The 19,708-nt window shown below is 40.5% G+C and carries 17 protein-coding genes; 9 read left to right on the forward strand and 8 right to left on the reverse strand.

The window, feature by feature from the left end; all coding sequences use genetic code 11:
* Nucleotides 1–23: 23 nt before the first annotated feature.
* The 3 genes from OQ289_RS10120 to OQ289_RS10130 all read right to left on the reverse strand — a co-directional run bounded on the left by OQ289_RS10120 (nucleotide 24) and on the right by OQ289_RS10130 (nucleotide 2,394).
* Nucleotides 24–353 carry a DMT family transporter gene (locus OQ289_RS10120; protein ID WP_033565812.1) on the reverse strand — a complete coding sequence of 110 codons (330 nt, stop codon included), beginning with the start codon at nucleotides 351–353 and terminating at the stop codon, nucleotides 24–26.
* A 156-nt stretch (nucleotides 354–509) separates the two neighbouring features.
* Nucleotides 510–839, reverse strand: a complete 330-nt coding sequence (locus OQ289_RS10125; RefSeq protein ID WP_033565813.1) for a DMT family transporter — start codon at nucleotides 837–839, stop codon at nucleotides 510–512.
* Nucleotides 840–999: 160 nt separating this feature from the next.
* Nucleotides 1,000–2,394, reverse strand: a complete 1,395-nt coding sequence (locus OQ289_RS10130; protein WP_270090615.1) for an NAD(P)-binding domain-containing protein — start codon at nucleotides 2,392–2,394, stop codon at nucleotides 1,000–1,002.
* 540 nt (nucleotides 2,395–2,934) lie between these two features.
* Between OQ289_RS10130 and OQ289_RS10135 the strand changes: the two genes are divergently transcribed.
* Nucleotides 2,935–5,157, forward strand: coding sequence for an NADP-dependent isocitrate dehydrogenase (locus OQ289_RS10135; protein ID WP_270090616.1), 2,223 nt, complete (start codon nucleotides 2,935–2,937; stop codon nucleotides 5,155–5,157).
* 101 nt (nucleotides 5,158–5,258) lie between these two features.
* Nucleotides 5,259–5,675 carry an NUDIX hydrolase gene (locus OQ289_RS10140; protein WP_270090617.1) on the forward strand — a complete coding sequence of 139 codons (417 nt, stop codon included), beginning with the start codon at nucleotides 5,259–5,261 and terminating at the stop codon, nucleotides 5,673–5,675.
* 43 nt (nucleotides 5,676–5,718) lie between these two features.
* On the opposite strand, the gene OQ289_RS10145 is transcribed toward OQ289_RS10140, so the two are convergent.
* A complete protein-coding gene (locus OQ289_RS10145) occupies nucleotides 5,719–7,131 on the reverse strand; it encodes an alkaline phosphatase (protein WP_270090618.1) in 1,413 nt (470 codons plus the stop codon).
* Nucleotides 7,132–7,572: 441 nt separating this feature from the next.
* On the opposite strand from OQ289_RS10145, the gene OQ289_RS10150 reads away from it, so the two are divergent.
* On the forward strand, nucleotides 7,573–8,913 hold the full coding sequence (locus OQ289_RS10150) for an OmpA family protein (protein WP_270090619.1): 1,341 nt from the start codon (nucleotides 7,573–7,575) through the stop codon (nucleotides 8,911–8,913).
* A gap of 61 nt (nucleotides 8,914–8,974) precedes the next feature.
* Here the strand turns inward: OQ289_RS10150 and OQ289_RS10155 are convergent, their stop codons facing one another.
* Nucleotides 8,975–10,030: an outer membrane beta-barrel protein gene (locus OQ289_RS10155; protein WP_270090620.1), complete on the reverse strand. Its 1,056-nt coding sequence runs from the start codon at nucleotides 10,028–10,030 to the stop codon at nucleotides 8,975–8,977.
* A 327-nt stretch (nucleotides 10,031–10,357) separates the two neighbouring features.
* On the opposite strand from OQ289_RS10155, the gene OQ289_RS10160 reads away from it, so the two are divergent.
* Together OQ289_RS10160 and OQ289_RS10165 are read left to right on the forward strand one after the other, a co-directional pair.
* Nucleotides 10,358–11,662, forward strand: coding sequence for an ammonium transporter (locus OQ289_RS10160; RefSeq protein WP_270090621.1), 1,305 nt, complete (start codon nucleotides 10,358–10,360; stop codon nucleotides 11,660–11,662).
* A gap of 167 nt (nucleotides 11,663–11,829) precedes the next feature.
* Nucleotides 11,830–12,135, forward strand: coding sequence for a hypothetical protein (locus OQ289_RS10165; protein WP_270090622.1), 306 nt, complete (start codon nucleotides 11,830–11,832; stop codon nucleotides 12,133–12,135).
* Here OQ289_RS10165 and OQ289_RS10170 read toward each other — a convergent pair.
* Nucleotides 12,132–12,665, reverse strand: coding sequence for a lipocalin family protein (locus OQ289_RS10170; protein ID WP_270090623.1), 534 nt, complete (start codon nucleotides 12,663–12,665; stop codon nucleotides 12,132–12,134). The two genes, OQ289_RS10165 and OQ289_RS10170, sit on opposite strands and share 4 nt — an antisense overlap.
* Before the next feature lie 86 nt (nucleotides 12,666–12,751).
* On the opposite strand from OQ289_RS10170, the gene OQ289_RS10175 reads away from it, so the two are divergent.
* Both OQ289_RS10175 and OQ289_RS10180 read left to right on the forward strand, forming a co-directional pair.
* On the forward strand, nucleotides 12,752–13,213 hold the full coding sequence (locus OQ289_RS10175) for a DUF4268 domain-containing protein (RefSeq protein WP_270090624.1): 462 nt from the start codon (nucleotides 12,752–12,754) through the stop codon (nucleotides 13,211–13,213).
* 43 nt (nucleotides 13,214–13,256) lie between these two features.
* Nucleotides 13,257–14,045: a S1/P1 nuclease gene (locus tag OQ289_RS10180; RefSeq protein ID WP_270090625.1), complete on the forward strand. Its 789-nt coding sequence runs from the start codon at nucleotides 13,257–13,259 to the stop codon at nucleotides 14,043–14,045.
* Nucleotides 14,046–14,090: 45 nt separating this feature from the next.
* Here the strand turns inward: OQ289_RS10180 and OQ289_RS10185 are convergent, their stop codons facing one another.
* Complete coding sequence (locus OQ289_RS10185) at nucleotides 14,091–16,064, reverse strand: transglutaminase domain-containing protein (RefSeq protein WP_270090626.1); 1,974 nt, start codon at nucleotides 16,062–16,064, stop codon at nucleotides 14,091–14,093.
* A gap of 532 nt (nucleotides 16,065–16,596) precedes the next feature.
* On the opposite strand from OQ289_RS10185, the gene OQ289_RS10190 reads away from it, so the two are divergent.
* Nucleotides 16,597–17,076 (forward strand): lipocalin family protein, encoded by a 480-nt coding sequence (locus OQ289_RS10190; protein ID WP_270090627.1) that lies wholly within the window; start codon nucleotides 16,597–16,599, stop codon nucleotides 17,074–17,076.
* 64 nt (nucleotides 17,077–17,140) lie between these two features.
* Here OQ289_RS10190 and OQ289_RS10195 read toward each other — a convergent pair whose 3' ends face one another.
* Nucleotides 17,141–17,518, reverse strand: coding sequence for a hypothetical protein (locus OQ289_RS10195; protein WP_270090628.1), 378 nt, complete (start codon nucleotides 17,516–17,518; stop codon nucleotides 17,141–17,143).
* 385 nt (nucleotides 17,519–17,903) lie between these two features.
* Here OQ289_RS10195 and OQ289_RS10200 point away from each other — a divergent pair, with 385 nt between their 5' ends.
* On the forward strand, nucleotides 17,904–19,688 hold the full coding sequence (locus OQ289_RS10200) for a DUF4091 domain-containing protein (protein ID WP_270090629.1): 1,785 nt from the start codon (nucleotides 17,904–17,906) through the stop codon (nucleotides 19,686–19,688).
* The last annotated feature ends 20 nt before the right edge of the window (nucleotides 19,689–19,708 follow it).

Genomic DNA, 19,708 nt, shown 5'->3' on the forward strand with positions numbered 1-19,708 from the left:
TTTGTATAGAGTGAAAAAATAACTTAATGAGAAGAGACTGCTTTAAGGCCGATAATCGAACCGACCAACGTCGTGATGAAAAGTAAGCGTAAGAATGTTGCGGGTTCTTTGAAAACCAATATCCCAATCAACACTGTGCCTACCGCACCAATTCCCGTCCATACAGCATATGCCGTACCTAAGGGTAATGATTGTGTTGCTTTAATCAATAAGTACATGCTGATCAATAGTGAGGCGATGAATCCCCCATACCACATATACATTTCATTTCCATTTGCTTCTTTCGCTTTGCCTAAACAAAAAGTAAAACCAACTTCAAATAGTCCGCCAATGATTAGAATAATCCAGTTCATGTTCTATGTATTTAAAAATAATGGCGCAAATTTCTACTGAATAAACGAGATAAAATTTTACAAATGTTAAAAAATGCAAGTCCTGTAAAAATAAAATTGGTCGGATACAATAGTGTATCCGACCAATAATTATGTTTTTAGAATGTAGCTGTCGCTTTAATGGCTAGAAACGGCTTTAAGGCCAATGATGGAGCCTACTAGCGTCGTGATGAAGAGTAGCCTCATAAAGGTAGCGGGTTCTTTAAAGACCAATATGCCTATAAGTACCGTGCCTACCGCACCAATTCCCGTCCATACGGCATAAGCCGTACCCAATGGCAACCCTTGTGTTGCTTTTATTAATAGGTACATACTGATAGCCAGAGAAACTACAAAACCGCCATACCACATTAGTACTTCGTTTCCACTTGTTTCTTTTGCTTTTCCCAAACAAAAAGTAAACCCGACTTCAAAAAGTCCACCTAAAATTAGAATAATCCAATTCATAATAGTTGATTAAATATTACGGTTCAAAGGTCATTAATTATATGCGGTAAATATTTTACAAATGATAAAATCGTTCTTTATTTCGTTTACCTACAGCAGGTGCATATAATACAAAAAAGCCTTTTGTTTGTTTTTACAAAAGGCCTTTAGTAGCGTGCTATTAGTAGTAGTTTGTCTTGCTCAACTCGTTCTCATCAGCGGGGACTTCGTCGAGATAGCGTTCCAAGCTATCATCGAGCTCTTTCATCCATGGCGTGTGATGTTGTTCGGCCGACGTTTTGTCCATGACCGAGGTATACACTTTATCTCGGTAAGTTAGGATGTTCTCCTCTTTGTCTTTTAGCCAGCTTTTGAACATATCGGCCACTTTATCCAGGTTGAACATGGGATAGTCCGTATAGGAAATCAAATCTTTTATATAGTCAGTCTGAAAGTCAACGTGTTCTTCTCCAGAATGTGTCGCTCCTTCTTTTGCAATCCAAGCTTTAATATCAGCCAAACGGGTTGCGTAATCAGGTAGTGTCACCCTTCCTAATATATAGTCTCTCGCAAACCATGCCTGGGTATCGAACATATTAAAGGTGTAGTATTGATCTTGCATACCCAGGTAAATCAATCGTTCGTTGTCATTGAACACCACCCCTTTATAGATGCCGTCTGGGTACAGGCAGTTTTTTGTTTTTAATCTCAAATTGTCTGGCAAGAATGGGAATTTGTGTTGATACCCTGTGCAGAATATAACAGCATCATAGTCCTTAACCTCGCCATTTTTGAAATAGGCGGTTCGTCCCTCAAAATGGGTTACGAGTGGCATTTCTTGTATACCTATCGGCCACTTACAGTCTATCGGATTAGTGCGGTAAGAGATTGTGACATTTTTCGCCCCATGCTTGTAACATTGGACACCGATGTCCTCAGCTGAATAACTACTTCCAATCAAGAGGATATCTTGATTGATGAACTGATCTGCCCCTCTAAAATCATGCGCATGCATGACGGTGCCTGGAAAATTTTCAATCCCCTTAAAATAAGGGAGGTTTGGTGTGGAGAAGTGACCAGTCCCGACGATTAGATAGTCAAATGTCTCTTCAAAAGTAATGTTGTTGACTAAATCATCGAAGATTACTCTAAATTGCTTTTGATTTTCTATGTAATCCACCCACCTTGCTACGGTATTGAATTGAATAAACTCGCGCGCATTACTTTGTTTAATACGACCTTGTATATAGTCAAATAATACTTCTCTTGGTGGGTACGAAGAGATGGGTTGGCCAAAGTGTTCGGAAAAGGTGTAGTCCGAAAATTCGAGACACTCTTTTGGACCATTCGACCATAGATATTTGTACATGCTTCCGTGGAGCGGTTCGCCATATTTACCTACCCCTGTACGCCAAGTATAATTCCACATACCACCCCAGTTATCTTGTTTTTCGTAACATTTTATTTCTGGAATGGGATTTCCTTTCTTGCGTTCCGATTCGAACGCGCGTAACATTGCGAGGCCACTGGGACCCGCACCTATAATTCCTACTTTAAGGTTTGTCATAGTCATCATGTTTAATTTTTTTTTAAATGAATGATAGTCCTGGATTGCTCCAGTCATGCGACAGCAAGTTCACATTTGACAGACAAATGCAAAGAACCTCTGTCATTTTAGAGATTGCTGAAATTTGGAGCAAGTGCCCCACATTAAAAAAAGATGGTCTGCTAGCGCTAAGGTTCGAAAAAGGGGTAGCTTCTTCCTTTGGTATAGTTTAAGCTACTTAATCGTTGTCTACTTGTATAATCTTTTAAAAATCTACTCATATTATCGCAAATATAATAAAAAATAGCGTAATAGTCAAATTTTAGCTACAGCGCCAGTTGGCTGGGCAGCAGGAGCCTTCCTAAGAGTTAGGCAGTATAATGCTGCTGAGGAGAATTATCTGTTCTAGCCAAAAAATATTTTTTTACACGATTCTCTTGTCATATATGAAGGTTTGGTGCCAGTTTTATTCTTAATTTCTTATCTTTAGGCAAAATTTTTAGGAAAGTCATGTTGAAGACGTTCCGATATCAACAAAATCAAAAGATTAATAAATTTCTATAGATAACCATGTCAAATACATCAAAAATTATCTACACCAAGACAGACGAAGCTCCTTTGTTAGCGACGTATTCATTTTTACCGATCGTTCAAGCTTTTGCAGCTTCTGCTAATATTGATGTAGAATTGAGAGACATCTCACTTGCGGGTCGTATCCTCGCGAACTTTCCAGAGTATTTAAAGGACGATCAAAAAATCGAAGATGCATTAACTGAGTTGGGTCAATTGGCGACTACTCCTGAGGCTAACATCATCAAGTTACCTAACATCTCGGCCTCCATACCACAGTTGAAGGGTGCAATAGCTGAGTTACAGCAGGCGGGTTATGCTATTCCGAACTATCCAGATGAGGCGACGACAGAAGAGCAAAAGGAAATTAAGATTAAGTATGCTAAAGTATTGGGATCTGCGGTAAATCCAGTGTTGCGTGAGGGAAATTCGGATCGTCGTGCACCTAAAGCTGTAAAGAACTATGCTAAGGCAAATCCTCATTCTATGGGCGTATGGTCTAAGGACTCCAAAACGAAAGTGGCTTCTATGACCACGGGAGATTTCTATGGATCCGAGCAGTCTATGACTATTGATCAAGATTCTAAATTTAAAATCGAATTCGTAGATACTAGCGGTGCCACTACAGAATTAAAAGGGTTATCTCCTTTGAAAGCAGGCGAGGTAATTGACTCCTCTGTCATGAATATCGCTTCATTAAAATCTTTTGTTGCATCCGCAATCGAAGAGGCAAAAGCTGCCGGTGTGTTGCTGTCTGCTCACTTGAAGGCAACGATGATGAAAGTATCGGATCCTATTATATTTGGTGCTATCGTAGAAGTATATTTTAAAGATGTATTTGCCAAATACGGCGAACTATTTAGCGGCTTAGGCGTCAATATTAACAATGGTCTCGGAGAGGTATACTCTAGGATTGCGGGGCATGCGCAAGAGACGGAGGTGAAAGCTGCTATTGATGCTGCTATTGCCAATGGTCCGGCCTTAGCTATGGTCAATTCGGATAAAGGAATCACCAATCTACATGTTCCTTCCGACGTTATAGTTGATGCTTCTATGCCGGCAATGATTCGTACTTCAGGTCAAATGTGGAATGCTGCTGGTCAACAACAAGATACAATTGCAATCATTCCTGATCGCAGCTATGCTGGTGTATACGAGGCAACTATAGAAGACTGTAAAACGAATGGCGCCCTAGATCCTAGAACAATGGGATCTGTTCCCAATGTAGGTTTGATGGCGCAAAAAGCCGAAGAATATGGTTCTCATGATAAAACTTTTCAAGCAGCTGCCGATGGGGTAATCCGTGTGGTGGATGCCAATGGTGCGGTATTGATGACGCAAAAAGTTGAAAAAGGAGATATCTTCCGTATGTGTCAGACCAAGGATGCTCCGATTCAAGATTGGGTTAAATTGGCAGTAAATAGAGCCCGGTTATCAGACACACCCGCGATTTTTTGGCTAGACAAGGATAGAGCACACGATAGGGAGATTATCAAAAAAGTAGAGGGATATCTTCCTTCGTTTGATTTAACAGGTTTGGATATCCAAATCTTAAACCCAATTGAAGCGACTAAATTATCATTATCACGTATCCGCCAGGGATTGGATACAATTTCTGTTACAGGTAATGTCCTTCGCGATTACTTAACGGACTTGTTCCCAATCTTGGAGGTTGGTACTTCAGCAAAAATGTTGTCCATCGTTCCCTTGATGAATGGTGGTGGTTTGTTTGAGACAGGTGCCGGCGGATCGGCTCCTAAACATGTAGAGCAGTTCCTAGAAGAAGGATACTTGCGGTGGGATTCACTTGGTGAATTCTTGGCTCTTGGAGCCTCTTTGGAGCATTTGTCCCAAACCCAGGGCAATACCAAATCCATGGTATTAGCTGAAGCTTTGGATGAAGCTACCGAAAAGTTCCTGGCAAATGATAAATCGCCTGCAAGAAGAGTTGGGCAGTTGGACAATCGGGGATCGCATTTTTATTTGACCTTGTATTGGGCGCAAGCGTTGGCAAGTCAAAGTAAAGATGTTGAGTTAGCGGCTAAATTTGCTCCGTTGGCGCAGGTGCTTGCTGACAATGAAGTAAAAATCAATGAAGAACTGATTGCGGCACAAGGAAAGGCTCAACAGATTGGCGGATATTATTTCCCGAACGATGAATTGGCTGCAAAAGCAATGCGCCCTTCGTCGACGTTAAATGCCGCTATTGCAACTATTGCATAAGTTATTCATGACATATATACTTTAAGGCTATCTTATTTAATAAGGTAGCCTTATTTTTGTATATGAAATCCGACTTTTAACAGGAGTAAAATATAAGAAAAATGCATACAATTGAAATTTGCGGATGCATGGTTGTCAATGTGGCCAATGAGCTATTGATGGTTCGGAAAAGAAATTCTGTTTACTATCAACTTCCGGGAGGTAAGATTGAAGTTGGCGAGAGTCATTTGGAAGCGCTACAGCGGGAACTTTTTGAGGAAATCGGGTTAGTTGTGATGCCTGACGGGTTGGAGTACCTAGGAGTGCATGAGACAACTGCCGTTAACGAGGGGGACACGCGTGTAAGAGGATACATATTTAAAGCATTATTGGGGGCCGGAGATCTACATGGATTGGCGCCTATGGCTGAATTGGAAGAGATGGTATGGGTGAATGTCTTGAATTATCAGCAGTACCGTTTTGCGCATTTGGCTCGTGAATTTGTTGTGCCGATATGGCTTTCAGGCTTTCAAGAATAAGCTACACTTCAATGGAAGTGTAGCTTATCGTATTTTTAGGGTGTTAGTCCAGTTGCCCACCTAATAACTCGGCAACTTTTTTAGGTATATCTATGTTTTCCATTTTGTGCGTGAATTTCTCACTTCCTGCGCCAATTGCAAATATAGGGATATAGCTCGCCGAGTGATTTCCAGAGCCCCAGCCTAATGTAGAGGCCTTGTTGAGTGCTTTAACGGCTAGTGTGGCTAGCTTGTCGTCTGTCGCATATAAGCTTTTGGATTGCTCTGATTCGTGGTTTACAAAGCTTTTTAGATAGGTTTCGTGAAGTGATTTTTCGTCATCCTTACTGACTTGAGCTGTGCTCCATAGTCCCAGTTGGTCAGAAAGGAGTTGTTTCACTTGTTCCCAAGATGCATTGGGAGTAGAAGTTCTCAATGCTGAAATTTTGGTTGAAAGCTCGGACTGAGATGTTTTTTGCAAGGCAAGATTTTTAAAAGAAAGTTTGGAGCTGCCTATTCCAAGTACCATTCCGCCGGTTTCGTGGTCGGCGGTTACGATGATCAACGTTTCATTTGGGTGTTGTTCATAGAACGCCAGAGCTTCTTTTACAGATTGGTTGAAGTCGAGGACTTCTTGTACTGCAGTGGCACCATCGTTGGCGTGACAAGCCCAGTCGATTTTGCCACCTTCTACCATTAAAAAGAAGCCGTTGTTGTTGTCTTTTTTTAGGGATTCAATGGCAGCTTTGGTAATTTGCTGCAGAGTAAGGTCTCCTTCTTTACGATCTAATGCATATTTTAGAGACCCTGCATCTCCTTGTTCGTTGTTGGTGAGGATGATTTTACTGCTTTTTCCCTTCACTTGGTTGTAGCTGTCAAAGCCTTTGGCTACCGTATATCCACTTTTTTGTAAAACGGGTATAATAGAAGCTACTTTTTCTTTTTTGTGGTTTTCTTCAGGTTTGAGGAAGCCAGCACCACCGAAGAAATCAAAATTGGATTTGACAATGTCATTGGCGATTTCGTAGTACATGTTTCGGTCGGGTTGATTGGCGTAAAAAGCGGCGGGCGTTGCGTGGTCGATACTGACGCTGGTCGTGATTCCTACCTTCATTCCTTTTTCTTTAGCAATGTAGGCAATACTTTTTAGCGGTTTTGTCCTTGTGCTGTCCATGCCGATAACGCCATTTTTGGTTTTGTGTCCTACCGCAAGTGCAGTGCCTCCCGCTCCAGAGTCTGTCACGCCATTGGAGGATGAGTAGGAAGTAGCAAATGATGCAACTGGAAACTGTGAAAAGACGAGTGGCGAAATACCTATGCGTCCTTCTGTTTCGGCAAGGTACATCTCTGTTAGGTTGACTTGGTTGAGTCCCATGCCATCGCCAATCATATAGAAGATATACTTTGGTTTTTGCTGTGCACTGACAAGGTGCATCGAAAGTAGTGCAAGTCCGAGCACTAAAGAGATTTTTTTCATTGGAATTTGATTGTTTAAGAGTTTTCGAGTTCAATTATATAGCTGCGTCTATTGACTCAGTTGTTTATAGGTTCGAACGCTTTCGCTTGGTTTTGTTTTTATAGATTAATCTGTTTGTTTTTTAAGGAATCGAAGTGTCTGTCAACTTGCATCATCTTTTGAGAAATGCGCTCTAGAGCAATATCTACCTCGTGATTATGATGTTTGACAGTGCATCCCCTCTGAAGTATTGTGTCCGGGTGAGGCAGGATTTGTCAAAGTTGGTTGGTTGTATGTTCTTTGGTTGTTTCATAGTAGATTTTATAAGTAAAAGCAATAATCTGTTAAAATACAAAAATAACTTATACATATTAAGACAATGTTAAGTAAAGAGAATTTGATGAAGTAAAACAAAAGGCGTTACCCGTTGTTAATCTTATTGTTACACAATTAAGTAATATTATGGAAAATAATCTTTTGGATTCAGCAAAGTCATTCTTCAATGAAGAAGTGGTTTCGCGACTGGCCTCAACCTTGGGAGAGGACAAGGAGAATATCAAGAAAGGGGCTGATGTTTCAGTGCCAGCTCTTTTTTTAGGTTTGCAAAGTGAAGGTGGTTCGGGTTTAGGCACTATACTTGACAAAGCAAAGCGCTATTTCGGTGATCTTGATTTGTCTAAATGGACAAACGGCGATGCGGATGATACTGGAGAAGGTGCAAGTTCGGCCGATGGCCAGCATGGTGATATGTTACAGACCGTTTTGGGAAGTAAGTCTACAACTGTAGTAGATACTATTTCCGGTTTTTTAGGACTTAACTCTGCTACTGTTCAGAAAGTGATGGGTGTAGCTTTGCCTGCTGTGTTTTCGAGCTTGACCAATAAAGGGACTAATTGGGATTTGTCATCGATAACAAATCTCTTGAACGAAAATAAGAGTAATTTTGCCGCGGCGCTCCCCGCAGGAATGGGGTTAGGTGCTTTTGGGACTGCTTTTTCTAATGCAGATGTAAAAGTGCCGCATGTAGAGACACCTATACCACCCTCGGAAATTCCGTTGATGGAGCCACCAGCCGCAACGTTGCCGCCAGTGACGCCTCCTGTTGTAAAGGAGGAGCCTGTGGTGCATACACGGGAAGCGATAAAGGAAGTCAGGCGATCCAATGGAATATGGTGGCTTTTGATACCGCTGGTTTTAATTGCATTGTGGTTCTTGTTTGGTAAGAGCTGTGGAGGCAATAATATGGGAGGTGCTGATTCGACAGACAATATGATAGATACGCAATCCATGACTTCAGCTGTAGATACACAAGGCGTGAACTTGGGAAATGCTGTACGAAATGAAGTGGTCTTGAAATTGTCTAACGGAGAAGATATCAATGCCTATGCAAACGGTATAGAAGATAATTTAATAAAATTTTTGCAATCTGACTATAAATCCTTGCCAGAATCAGAGTTGAAGAACAAGTGGTTTGACTTCGATAATTTGAATTTTGAGACTGGGACAGCAAAGGTTTTGCCGGAAAGCAAGGGTCAGTTGGATAATTTAGCAGCTATATTGAAAGTGTTTCCAGAAGCTAAAGTGAAGATTGGTGGATATACGGATAAGACGGGGGATGAGTCATTCAATAAAAAGCTGTCATTAGAGCGAGCTAATACTGTCAAGGCGTTCTTAGAAGAGCAGGGCTTGGGGAGTCAGGTAGCTGGAGCCGAAGGATATGGTTCTGAATTTGCAGCATACGCCGCTAATGCGCCAGAGTCCGATCGTATCAAAGATAGACGGGTTTCGGTAAGTGTGCGGTAGGAAAATAATAATAGAAATATAAGATAAAGGCGACCCGGTAAGGTCGCCTTTGTTGTTGGGATTAAAATGCGTATACCAAGGCTAGGGAAAACTGGCCTGCATTCTTGGTAGGGGTGAGATCTTGTTTGACAAAGGTTTCCATGTTGCTATTGTCGAATCGTATTTCAGGAATGAAAGTGAAACCGTGATGTTTGAAATTGGCGGTTAGTGTGGCCGACATGACTTCATTTGCGGTGACCTCATGCATGGGCGCTTCCTTGATTTTGAAGTATTCCCCACGGACGCCGATACCTATATTTTCATTGATGTTGACTCTAGGGTAGAGTGCTGCTCCAGTGTAGCCGCCATCGCCTTTTCTTTTGTATTCGGTAGCGTTTAATCCTAGGGTGAATAGCGGTGTGAAGTTATAGTTGCCCACGAAGTCGATTAAGGTACCTGAGCTATAATTGCTGACACCACCCTGTGATGAACCGGTGAGAAAGTTTAGATAAAAGCTGGATTTTTCATTGGGAGTCACCGACAGTTGAGACCCAAGGTGCGATACGCCATTAAGGTCTTGGTATACATTCCAATCATTAAATATTCCTACCATTAGTCCTACTTTGTCCGAAAATTTATATTGCGCTTTTAGCCCTGCATCTTGAAATGGACCTGCACCAAAGAGATATGAGGTGGAATAGTGAAAATTAAAAGAAGGGCATATGACCTCGTAGCCCACGAATGTACCCATGAAGCCGGCCGTGACACTTAATCTGTCGGTAAGGGCATATGTAATGTAAAGATTCTGGATGTGGAAACTGTTTTTGTCATCACCTGCTTGTCCATCTCCATTCAAGATCGAGCGATATTGGCCCCTGGGACCGAAAGATAGTTCTCCAACAAATGATGCTTTGCCCGCTGTTTTTTTGAGTGCTAAATCTACCATCCCAATAGACACTGAGTTGTTGTCTTCGGTGAAGTATGTGTTGATGTTGGGTTGTTTTTGGAAATCGTACTTCCAGTAAGTGTCAACAGATCCAGAGATTTCGAGGCCGAGTAGCTCACTTTTTTCAGTTTGAGCATACGTTGTTCCGATAAATGCAAGTGAAATTAGTGTGGTAAAGATTGATTTTTTCATTTTTATATGTTTTTAAATGGATAAATGATTTTTAATGCATTTAAAAACACTAAAACACTTCTAGTTTTTGTTGTATCGGCTATTTTGTATCTTTTTTATGTGTGTTTTTTCATTTATTTTGTATTAATAATCTAGTTTTTAGTGTTTTTGTGTGTTTTTTTAGGTGATTTTGATTCAAATATATGATTTTATTTTAAAATTTCTTGATTTTCAAAAAAATGACATTATATTTGTTTCAAATTCAATAATTGCTTGCGATTCTTGATTTATTTATGTGTTAAATCGGAGTTGTTTGTGAAAATGTTAATCAAAAAATGTAAAAACTCTATGAAAAAATTCGTCCCACTTGTAGTTTTGGTCCTTTTGGCTATTGTTGGTTTACTTACACCATCTTTGGATGTAGTTAATCAAGAAGGAGTACAGATTGACTCTGGAGACACAGCATGGTTGCTTGCGTCTTCTGCTTTAGTTTTGATCATGACCCCAGGGTTGGCCTTCTTCTATGGAGGGATGGTAAGCAAGAAGAATGTGATTTCTACGATGATGCAGAGCTTCATCTGTATGTGTTTGATTTCGGTACTTTGGGTCATCTTTGGTTTTAGTCTGGCTTTTGGGGATGATATTGGCGGTATCATTGGAGATCCCAGGACATTCTATATGATGAAGGGCATGCTGGGGAGTGTTACGTGGTCGGCGTTACCAACGATTCCGTTGGTTCTTTTTGCTATGTTTCAATTGAAATTTGCCATCATCACGCCCGCGCTCATAACAGGCGCTTTTGCGGAGCGCGTTAGGTTCAACTCCTTTATGGTCTTCATTATTCTGTTTAGCGTTTTTATTTACATGCCTTTGGCTCATGCTACGTGGCATCCAGAAGGTATTTTGGCAAAATTTGGAGTTTTGGACTTCGCAGGTGGTACAGTAGTACATATGTCCGCAGGTTGGGCGGCACTAGCTTCGGCGATTTATCTTAAAGGACGCAAAACTCCTACCCATTCTCCGGCAAGGATCAGTTATGTTATATTGGGTACTGCACTGCTGTGGTTTGGTTGGTTTGGATTCAATGCTGGTTCAGCCGGTGGTGCCAATAGTTTAGCCGCCTATGCATTTGCAACCACGACTACGGCATCTGCTGTTGCGGCTATTGCTTGGATTTTTGTAGATATTATCCGAGGTAAAAAACCATCAGCTATGGGAGCTTGTATTGGTGCGGTGGTAGGGCTTGTTGCGATTACCCCAGCAGCGGGCTTCGTGAGTATTCCGCACTCTATTGTCATTGGTCTGGTTGCGGCTTTAGTGAGCAATCTTGTCGTATTTTTACGTAGTAAAACACGCATTGATGATACGCTAGATGTATTCCCTTGTCATGGTGTGGGCGGTATGGTCGGTATGGTTTTGACAGGCGTCTTTGCAAATAGCAATGTCAATAGTGTGGTGACAACCAACGGACTTTATTTTGGTGAAACGGCGTTGTTTGTTTCCCATATGGTTGCCTTAGTTGCAGTATCTATTTTTGCATTTTTTGGGTCTTTGCTACTTATTAAAGTGACAGATTGGATTACGCCTTTGCGTGTTCATGAGAAAGACGAAGAGCTTGGTCTCGATCGTACTCAGCATGACGAAGAGTTGTAAATCTTGCAGATATTTTATACCAATTTTTAACCCTAACCGAGGTACAGCATCTGCTGTACCTTATTTGTTTTGGATAAAAAATTGTTGCACTTTTGTGTCATTATTAAATAGGAGAGGATGAGGGCTAAAGGGGATGAGAATACATTCATTATTAATTGACAAGCTAAATGAACGATAGCATAAAAGATACTTTAAAAACGGACTTTCAAAAATTCATGACTTATTGCTTGGGGACGAATGGAGGTTTTGGATTTGAAGAGTTTGGAGATTATACAACATCTGTCCTTAATTTTTATGTAGGAAGTTCTGTTTTGAAAATATCCGAGAAGGAAGCCGCGGCCTATTATCTCTGTCAGTTATATAACCAGGGAATACAGAACGTAATGAGCCGTTCGGATATGGAGGAATTAGCGCATGAGTTGGCGGGCGACCCTACTTTGGAGTATGCTGTGCTGCGTCCTATCTTTGATTAATCCTGTATGGTCCATACTAGTTTGTGGATTTCAAATCCACTTCTCAAAGCAAAGTCAAGATATTCAGCCCTGATATCTCCAGGTATGGACTTTTCGCGCGACAAAATCCACATATAATCAAGGTTGTCGCCAAAAACCAAAGCATAACGATAGTCTTCGTCTATTTTCATGACGTAGTATCCGGATGAAAAGGGTCTGAAGAAAGTTACTTTTAACGCCCCTTCCGTATGTTCTCGCATAAAGATAGCATTGCCGATAGTTGTTTTTTCTTTCTCTTGTTTGACGTCATATCCACTATTTGTCACTTCTATACTCCCGTCGTCACGAAGAGAATAATGTGCGGTGACATTTTTAAGGTTTTTTTCCCAACGAAAATCCATTCGAGCAATTTCATACCAAGTTCCCAAATAAGAATTGATTTTAAAGTTGGGTATGCCTTTAATGTTGGATTTGACCGGTTTCAGCGCCTTGTACAAAAATGTACCTACGGCTGCTGCAGAGAGTAGGATTAATGATTTTTTCTTATTCATAGTTGCCGTACTTATATATTAAGAACGTACTGTCCGTCGATATGTTTGATTTTTTTTGATAGTTTTGAAAAAAATAACGCGATATCTTGTACGCTAGAGATGAAATAAAACAGATAAAAGAGAAGTTTTGGACCAAATTCGGACAGTTCATGACTTTGACGCTAAATAGTGAAGGCGAAAAAATCAATTGGGTCAATTATAAAACAGGGATAAAGCATTTGTACTTCAGGATGGACGCCACGAACAAGTCTGCAAGTATCTTGATCCAGATGGATCATCCAGATTCGGGTATTAGGAGCTTGATGATGGAGCAGTTTGGGCAGTATAAAATTCTGCTAAACAGAATGTTGGGAGAAGAGTGGGAGTGGCAGCTCGAACATATTGACGAACATGGAAAAGAGTGGGCGTTCATAGGTACAACACTATTAGGGGTGAGTATTTTTCGGGAGGAGGATTGGCCTGTGCTAATGATGTTCTTTAAGTCGCGACTGCTTATCTTGGACGAATTCTGGAATAACGCCCAGCATGGGTTTGATTTATTCAGGTAGTTTCTTTTTTTTATCGATACTTTTGCTGCATAATTGCAGTACTATGAAACAAATAATGAAATTGATCTTAACGATCATCTTTTTAGGAATCGCTAGCCATGCGTGGGCGTGGGGGCTGACTGGGCATCGTGTAGTGTCGGAGATAGCAGAGCGACATTTGACAAAAAAAGCAAAGCGAAATATACAGAAGCTTATCGGGAGACAGCACTTGGCTTATTGGGCGAATTGGCCGGACTTTGTCAAGTCGGATCATGCATTTGATGAAACCTCACCCTATCACTACATTAATACCGCAGGAAACTTGTCGCCAGAGGAATTCAGGACAGCCTTACAGAGCTCTCCAGAAAATAATATCTATAAGCAATTGGTGCGATTGACGGCTGAGTTGAAACAGCGCAACTTATCTCTAACGGTACAACAGCAAAACCTGTACTTTCTGATTCATTTGGTCGGGGATGCGCATCAACCGATGCATGTTGGGCGCCCCGAAGATTTAGGGGGTAATAAGATAAATGTGACCTGGTTCGGAAAACCAGATAATTTACATCGCGTATGGGATTCCAGTTTGGTTGATTATGAGAAGTACAGTTACACGGAGTATGCCAGCGTATTGGATATTCACAATAAACGTCATAATCAGGAGCTGACGGTAGGGGATTATGCCTCTTGGTTATATGATACGCATATTTTGGCCAATAAAATCTATGCGGACGCGACTATTGACAATAATCTTTCTTATCGCTATATCTATGACAATAAGTACATTGTTGAAGAAGCTTTATTGAAGGGGGGACTTCGTCTAGCAAAAATGCTAAACGAGATTTTTGGATAAAATCAGACATTAGAAGAAGGGGCCAGAGGGGCCCTTCTTTTAATGTTAAATCTTCGTTACGGCCATTTCCACTTTCTGGGATTGGATGATTCTGCTGAAAAACTCCTTTAGATCAAAGTACTCTTCCGGCATGAACATGGGCTTATTGATTTGCGTTGCCACGTTGATGGATACCTTATTGTCGGCCACCGCGGTCGTGTAGATATATCGAGCATCCTTATTTGGTAACACCATGTTTAGCCTTTTTGGCATTTCCTTTATTTGAAACCCTTCCGGGAGCGCTATTTGCATGTAAATAGTTTCCTCAACTACACTTCCTATATCTACTGGATAAGATCGATTTTCAAGGTTAAACGGATTCTTATTCGTTTTACCAATAAATAGCGGGTTGAAAGCAATAGTCGTTGACTGTGTCGTGCCAAAGTCTTTAATATGTATGTCAAAGCGTTCTACCAAAAGATTTTCAGTACTGTCTAAATATTCAACATTAGAAGATAGATAGGATATCTTACCGTTGTCCTCTTCCACTTTTTCAAAATATTCCTCCAATGAATTGTATGATTTGATCTCCTTTCGTTTATTGTACGCATCAAATCCAAATCGTTGGATGAGTAGCATGCCCTTTAATGCACCGTTCTCATCAAGTGTGCCATCAAAATCGTAAGATACCGAAGATTTCTCTTGGGACACCAGGTCGACCCATTGTGAATCTGTGTTTTTCGGAAGTAGTCTACCTTGATAATTAATGCATCGAAGAGGGAGGCTCCCAAATGGAATTTCGGCTTCTGTTGCATCTAGCCAGTAAGTCGTGGAATCGATATTGATACTGGCTACTACATAATTGAAATCGCTGATAACAGGGTGTACAAAGTTGGGATAGCCATTGGCCCGAGTTGACAATATAAGTGGAGATGCCGTAATTCCTGCGGCGTTCAATGCAGCAATAAGAGCCAGATTGACATCTGCAGCATTTCCTGTTTTCATTTCTAGTGCCGATTTTATGCCCTTAGATGCATATAGCCCATTGGTATTATCCCAGCGGATCTGTTTGTTGATGTATTGGCGTATTGTTTTAGCCTTATCTAAGTCACTTTGCGCAGTTTGCGCCAAAGATGTGGCAAGGGATTTAAATAAGTTTGTCTTTTTTAATTGTCCGCCAAAATCTTCATCTTCGTAAAGTTGCTTTTCTACGTCTGCCCATGTTCGTGTGAAGTTATAGCTCTCCCCCATAGGGATTCGGTAACTGGCCAGTTCAAATGTGATTGCTGATTGAAAGTTACTGGGAGCAGTCATATAGTCCTCGGTAACAAAAGCAGGGATGTTGGAAAGACCATACGTTGTTTTCGTGCCATTTACATCTCCAATTTCTGATCGCATTTGGGTATTATAGCTCTCTTTACTATGTTTTGTAACCGGCAATGCGCCTCTCATGCTGACATTGTAAATACATATTTCGGGAATCTTTGATACAAATTCGCTATAGACTTTTGGGATTGAGCTTTGAAATTTCCACGTTCGCAAATTGTATAGAAATGGCGATCGAATCATATATTTTAATTCAATGATGCTGCCCTCTTGTATATTGGGAAGCGTCAATTTGGTGATGGTCAATGATTTTGTTGACTTTTCATGAAACGTTCCATTTTTATCCAGTTCATTTTCTATAACCTTTCCATTTACGAGATTGTAAGTGGTACCTTTAATGGATGAGATTGTTTCTCTTGAATTGCCTGATATATGAGTGGGGATTTCAAAATTTGCATGATCGAATCCGTCCTTATGCACAATTTTGGTTTTGACGTGGTAGTAGAATTCCAATACAAATCCACCCTTTATATCGTCGATTACAATGTTTGCACTTCCGTACTCTCGGAGGATAACTGCTTTTGCTGTGCTATCAAGAGACTGGTGGTCAAGGGAAAAATCCTCTTGGGTGATTTTACCAAAAGTAAAATCCTGAGACAGTGCATTGAGCCCACATGCAAGCAGGAATAAAGTCAGTGAAAGAAACTTTTTCATATACGTCTCTACGCAGTAATTAATTAGGTTCTAATAATTGGTAAAGATGTGCTTTATAATTTATACCTCCAAATAAATTAATAGATTCCTGAATAGCACAATTGATTATAAACAAAAAAACTTTAACAATCTCTTGTTAAAGCAGCAATTAGAGGGAAGGGCTTGTTTTTAGTCTTCTCCGCAGAGAAAATCATCGCCGTCTAATGTGAACTCACATCCATCTGTGACCACATCTAATACAAACAGTTCATCTTTAATCATGTTCTTTTAATATTTATTTACAATTCAAATGTACCACAACACTGTTAAGTAGCTGTCAAGACAGTATGATTTAATTGTTAAAGCGTTACCAAATGTGGACAATATGGGCTAGAGAAGTAGTCTATGTGGATGGTTGGGCATATTCTCATGTGTTTAATAAAAAGGAAATTTTATATTTGCACGATAATCAGTTGAAGGATATGTGGATCTCGCAACAGCTTATAAAGCATGATTTGGATGAAAAGGTAAGTGAATGAAAAAACGTGATATAATGACCCTATTTTTTCTTCTTGTCTGGATTCCTTTGTTTGGGCAGACTCAGGAGAAAGTCGACTTGGTTGGGATATGGAAGCTTGAGGAAGCAGGTTTTTACGAATCTGGGAACCGCGAGATAAAGCCATTTGACGCCTGTCGATTAAGTCGAAACTTTACTTTTACACACAATGGAAAAGCAATCTATCGGTATTACGAAGGGAGTGTAGCAGATTGCAGTCATGGGGAGCCAGAGCGCTACGATTGGAGCATGCAAGATAGCGTGTTGACATTAAAATCTGAAACAACTACAGACTATAAAATCGTCCGTAAGCTCGATGGAGATGCGATTTTATTGGAGACCTATCTGTTGGAAAAAATTGACATACCTGATGACGAGCTAACCACTAGAATTTTAAATACGATACATTATGAACGCTATAGGAGAGTGTCTAGTCCTGTTCTATTTAAAGGAAGCAAGGCGATTAATAAGTTATAAGGATTTTAGTTGTTTAGGAGAGTTGAAAATGGTTTCGCGACTGGTATGATGTAAAAGTCCCTCTTTATTCCCTTCCTTCGTAATATATTTTTCGCATTGCAGCCAAGAACTTACTCTTTGCCAGATATTCCATTTTTTTTCCACGGAATACTTTGGCTGCAGCGATTTTCTCACTAGAATGTACGAATTGCATGAATTCTTTATAATGTTCCTGACGTTGTTCCTTATCAGCATGGCTATGGTCTGAAATAAATTGGACCTGTGTTTCTTTGATAGATACCCGGATAATATTGTCTTCAAAATTTTCGAACATGATCATTGGGTTTTTGAATTCTCCCAAAAAAATACCATAACCAATACTTTCGTTTTTATGCTCGAAAATGTAAGTGCTGAAAGAGAAAATCCCCACATTAAAGCGGTCTACTAGAATGAGAAGTTTCATAGTTAATAATTTCTATGCTGAATATATGGATAATTTGTTGATTTAATGATATTTTTATTTTGTTATCCATCTATTTTTTTTCTTGTCGCATTATCATTTCGATAAACTTTAGCTGTATTGTTTTTTATGAGTTTGGTGGCAGAGAGGGGGGGCGGGCACTATGCTTGTCCTGTAATATTTAGATTACAACTCGCTGATTTTTAGTTAGAATGATTGGTTAATTTGTAGGATGGAATCGAGGATGCTTGTATTTGATTTTAATTCCATCGAATGAGTACTTGAATTTTGGACAATCGATTGCTTTTGTTTGACGTTTGTATGCTCTTGCGTAATTGGGTATTTTAGATACATAATTGATACATTTTTATAGACCAATCTTCAAATCATGAGATTTAATAATCTGACATTAAATTCTATCCTGTTTTTCGGAACCCTATTCGGTGTTCAGACGCTTCAAGCACAGCGGCCTGCGTTTGAACTCGTTAATTTTAGAGAAATGGCCGATCCTACAAAAGATACACTCTCCGATTGGAGTGCCGTGAAAAAGGGACTACATAGTTCATTTGTCACGATTGATAAGCGATATGCCAAATCGCAAGTGCCAAATGTGAAAGTGGAACGGAAACAGTCGGTTACGGGATGGAAAGGGGAGCGTATTTCAGCTCAGATATTACTATGGACTACCGAAGCCAGACCTGAGGTCACGGTGACGGTTTCTGAATTGAAAAATCGAAAAGGGGGGAAGATTACGTCAGGTGCTGCCTCGGCACATTTTGTGCGATATGTCATGACCGATGAGTTTGCCGGAGGTTGCGGACATCGTAAACCTGAAAACTTTGCATCGTCATTGTCTCCCGATATGCTTGATAATTTACAATCTTTTAATCTAGAAGCTAAGAAAGTAAGACCCGTATGGATAAGTATTAATATCCCTCGAGATGCTGAAGCTGGAGCATATGCAGGTAAAATTCGTATTACCGGCAAGGGTATTTCTAGTCAAGAGCTGGATTTGGATTTGACAGTAATCAACACCGTATTGCCAAAGCCAAGTGAGTGGACCTATCATTTAGATCAATGGCAACATCCATCGGCAGTGGCGCGAGTCCATGGTCTTGAAATGTGGAGTGATGCACATTTCGAAGCTATGCGTCCTGTTATGCAAATGTTGGTGGACGCTGGACAGAAGGTCATTACAGCTACCGTGAATAAAGACCCGTGGAATGTACAAACCTATGATCCCTATGCTGATATGATAAAATGGACAAAAGGTGCTGATGGTACATGGAAGTACGATTATGCTGTTTTCGATAGATGGGTACAGTTTATGATGGACTTGGGCGTGACCAAGATGCTCAACTGCTATTCTATTATTCCTTGGAATAATGAGATTCATTATTTTGACGCAAGTAAAAATCAGGTTGTCAATACGGTGGCAAAACCAGGAACTGTGGATTTTGCGGAGGTATGGACACCTTTTCTGAAGGATTTTGTACGCCATCTACAGTCAAAAGGATGGTTGGAAATTACCAATATTGCTATTGATGAACGCAGTAAGGAGGAGGTCGATGGTGCTTTGACACTGCTGAAAGAGGTCGCACCTGAGCTTGGGGTTTCCTACGCTGACAACCAGAAAACCTATCAGAGATACCCAGATAGTGAAGATATCAGTATAGCGGTGTCTCATCCTTTTTCTCCAGAAGACTTAAGAGATCGTCAATCTAGAGGCTTGATTACGAGTTTTTACATCTGTTGTAGTGATGGATTTCCGAATCAATTTACGTTTTCGGATCCCGCAGAATCTACTTTTTTAGCCTGGTATGCAGAAGCTGCTAATTTTGATGGTATGTTGCGTTGGGCATTCAACTCTTGGGTTGAAAACCCATTGCTTGATTCGAGATTCAGAACATGGCCAGCTGGAGACACTTACATTGTGTATCCCAATGCACGAAGCTCCATTCGTTACGAACGTATGTTGGAGGGACTCCAGGATTATGCTAAAATTCAAGTCGTGAAAAAGGCACTTAAAGACAAGGGGGATGAGGTGAATTTGAAACGTTTAGAGCAGGCTATCCAGAAGTTGAAAGTTGTAGAACGTACAGCTACCTGGAATCAACATTTAAATGAGGCAAAAGGTCTTTTGAATGAGTTGTCTCAAATGATAGCAGGTTAGCGATTGCATTGGTCATGAGT

The sequence above is a fragment of the Sphingobacterium sp. SYP-B4668 genome, from assembly GCF_027627455.1.
GTDB lineage: Bacteria > Bacteroidota > Bacteroidia > Sphingobacteriales > Sphingobacteriaceae > Sphingobacterium.

Excerpts from the sequence above, each read along its gene's own strand:
- OQ289_RS10120 (WP_033565812.1), bottom strand. The coding sequence starts at position 353 with ATGAACTGGATTATTCTAATCATTGGCGGACTATTTGAAGTTGGTTTT.
- OQ289_RS10125 (WP_033565813.1), bottom strand. The coding sequence starts at position 839 with ATGAATTGGATTATTCTAATTTTAGGTGGACTTTTTGAAGTCGGGTTT.
- OQ289_RS10130 (WP_270090615.1), bottom strand. The coding sequence starts at position 2,394 with ATGATGACTATGACAAACCTTAAAGTAGGAATTATAGGTGCGGGTCCC.
- OQ289_RS10135 (WP_270090616.1), top strand. The coding sequence starts at position 2,935 with ATGTCAAATACATCAAAAATTATCTACACCAAGACAGACGAAGCTCCT.
- OQ289_RS10140 (WP_270090617.1), top strand. The coding sequence starts at position 5,259 with ATGCATACAATTGAAATTTGCGGATGCATGGTTGTCAATGTGGCCAAT.
- OQ289_RS10145 (WP_270090618.1), bottom strand. The coding sequence starts at position 7,131 with ATGAAAAAAATCTCTTTAGTGCTCGGACTTGCACTACTTTCGATGCAC.
- OQ289_RS10150 (WP_270090619.1), top strand. The coding sequence starts at position 7,573 with ATGGAAAATAATCTTTTGGATTCAGCAAAGTCATTCTTCAATGAAGAA.
- OQ289_RS10155 (WP_270090620.1), bottom strand. The coding sequence starts at position 10,030 with ATGAAAAAATCAATCTTTACCACACTAATTTCACTTGCATTTATCGGA.
- OQ289_RS10160 (WP_270090621.1), top strand. The coding sequence starts at position 10,358 with ATGAAAAAATTCGTCCCACTTGTAGTTTTGGTCCTTTTGGCTATTGTT.
- OQ289_RS10165 (WP_270090622.1), top strand. The coding sequence starts at position 11,830 with ATGAACGATAGCATAAAAGATACTTTAAAAACGGACTTTCAAAAATTC.
- OQ289_RS10170 (WP_270090623.1), bottom strand. The coding sequence starts at position 12,665 with ATGAATAAGAAAAAATCATTAATCCTACTCTCTGCAGCAGCCGTAGGT.
- OQ289_RS10180 (WP_270090625.1), top strand. The coding sequence starts at position 13,257 with ATGAAACAAATAATGAAATTGATCTTAACGATCATCTTTTTAGGAATC.
- OQ289_RS10185 (WP_270090626.1), bottom strand. The coding sequence starts at position 16,064 with ATGAAAAAGTTTCTTTCACTGACTTTATTCCTGCTTGCATGTGGGCTC.
- OQ289_RS10190 (WP_270090627.1), top strand. The coding sequence starts at position 16,597 with ATGACCCTATTTTTTCTTCTTGTCTGGATTCCTTTGTTTGGGCAGACT.
- OQ289_RS10195 (WP_270090628.1), bottom strand. The coding sequence starts at position 17,518 with ATGAAACTTCTCATTCTAGTAGACCGCTTTAATGTGGGGATTTTCTCT.
- OQ289_RS10200 (WP_270090629.1), top strand. The coding sequence starts at position 17,904 with ATGAGATTTAATAATCTGACATTAAATTCTATCCTGTTTTTCGGAACC.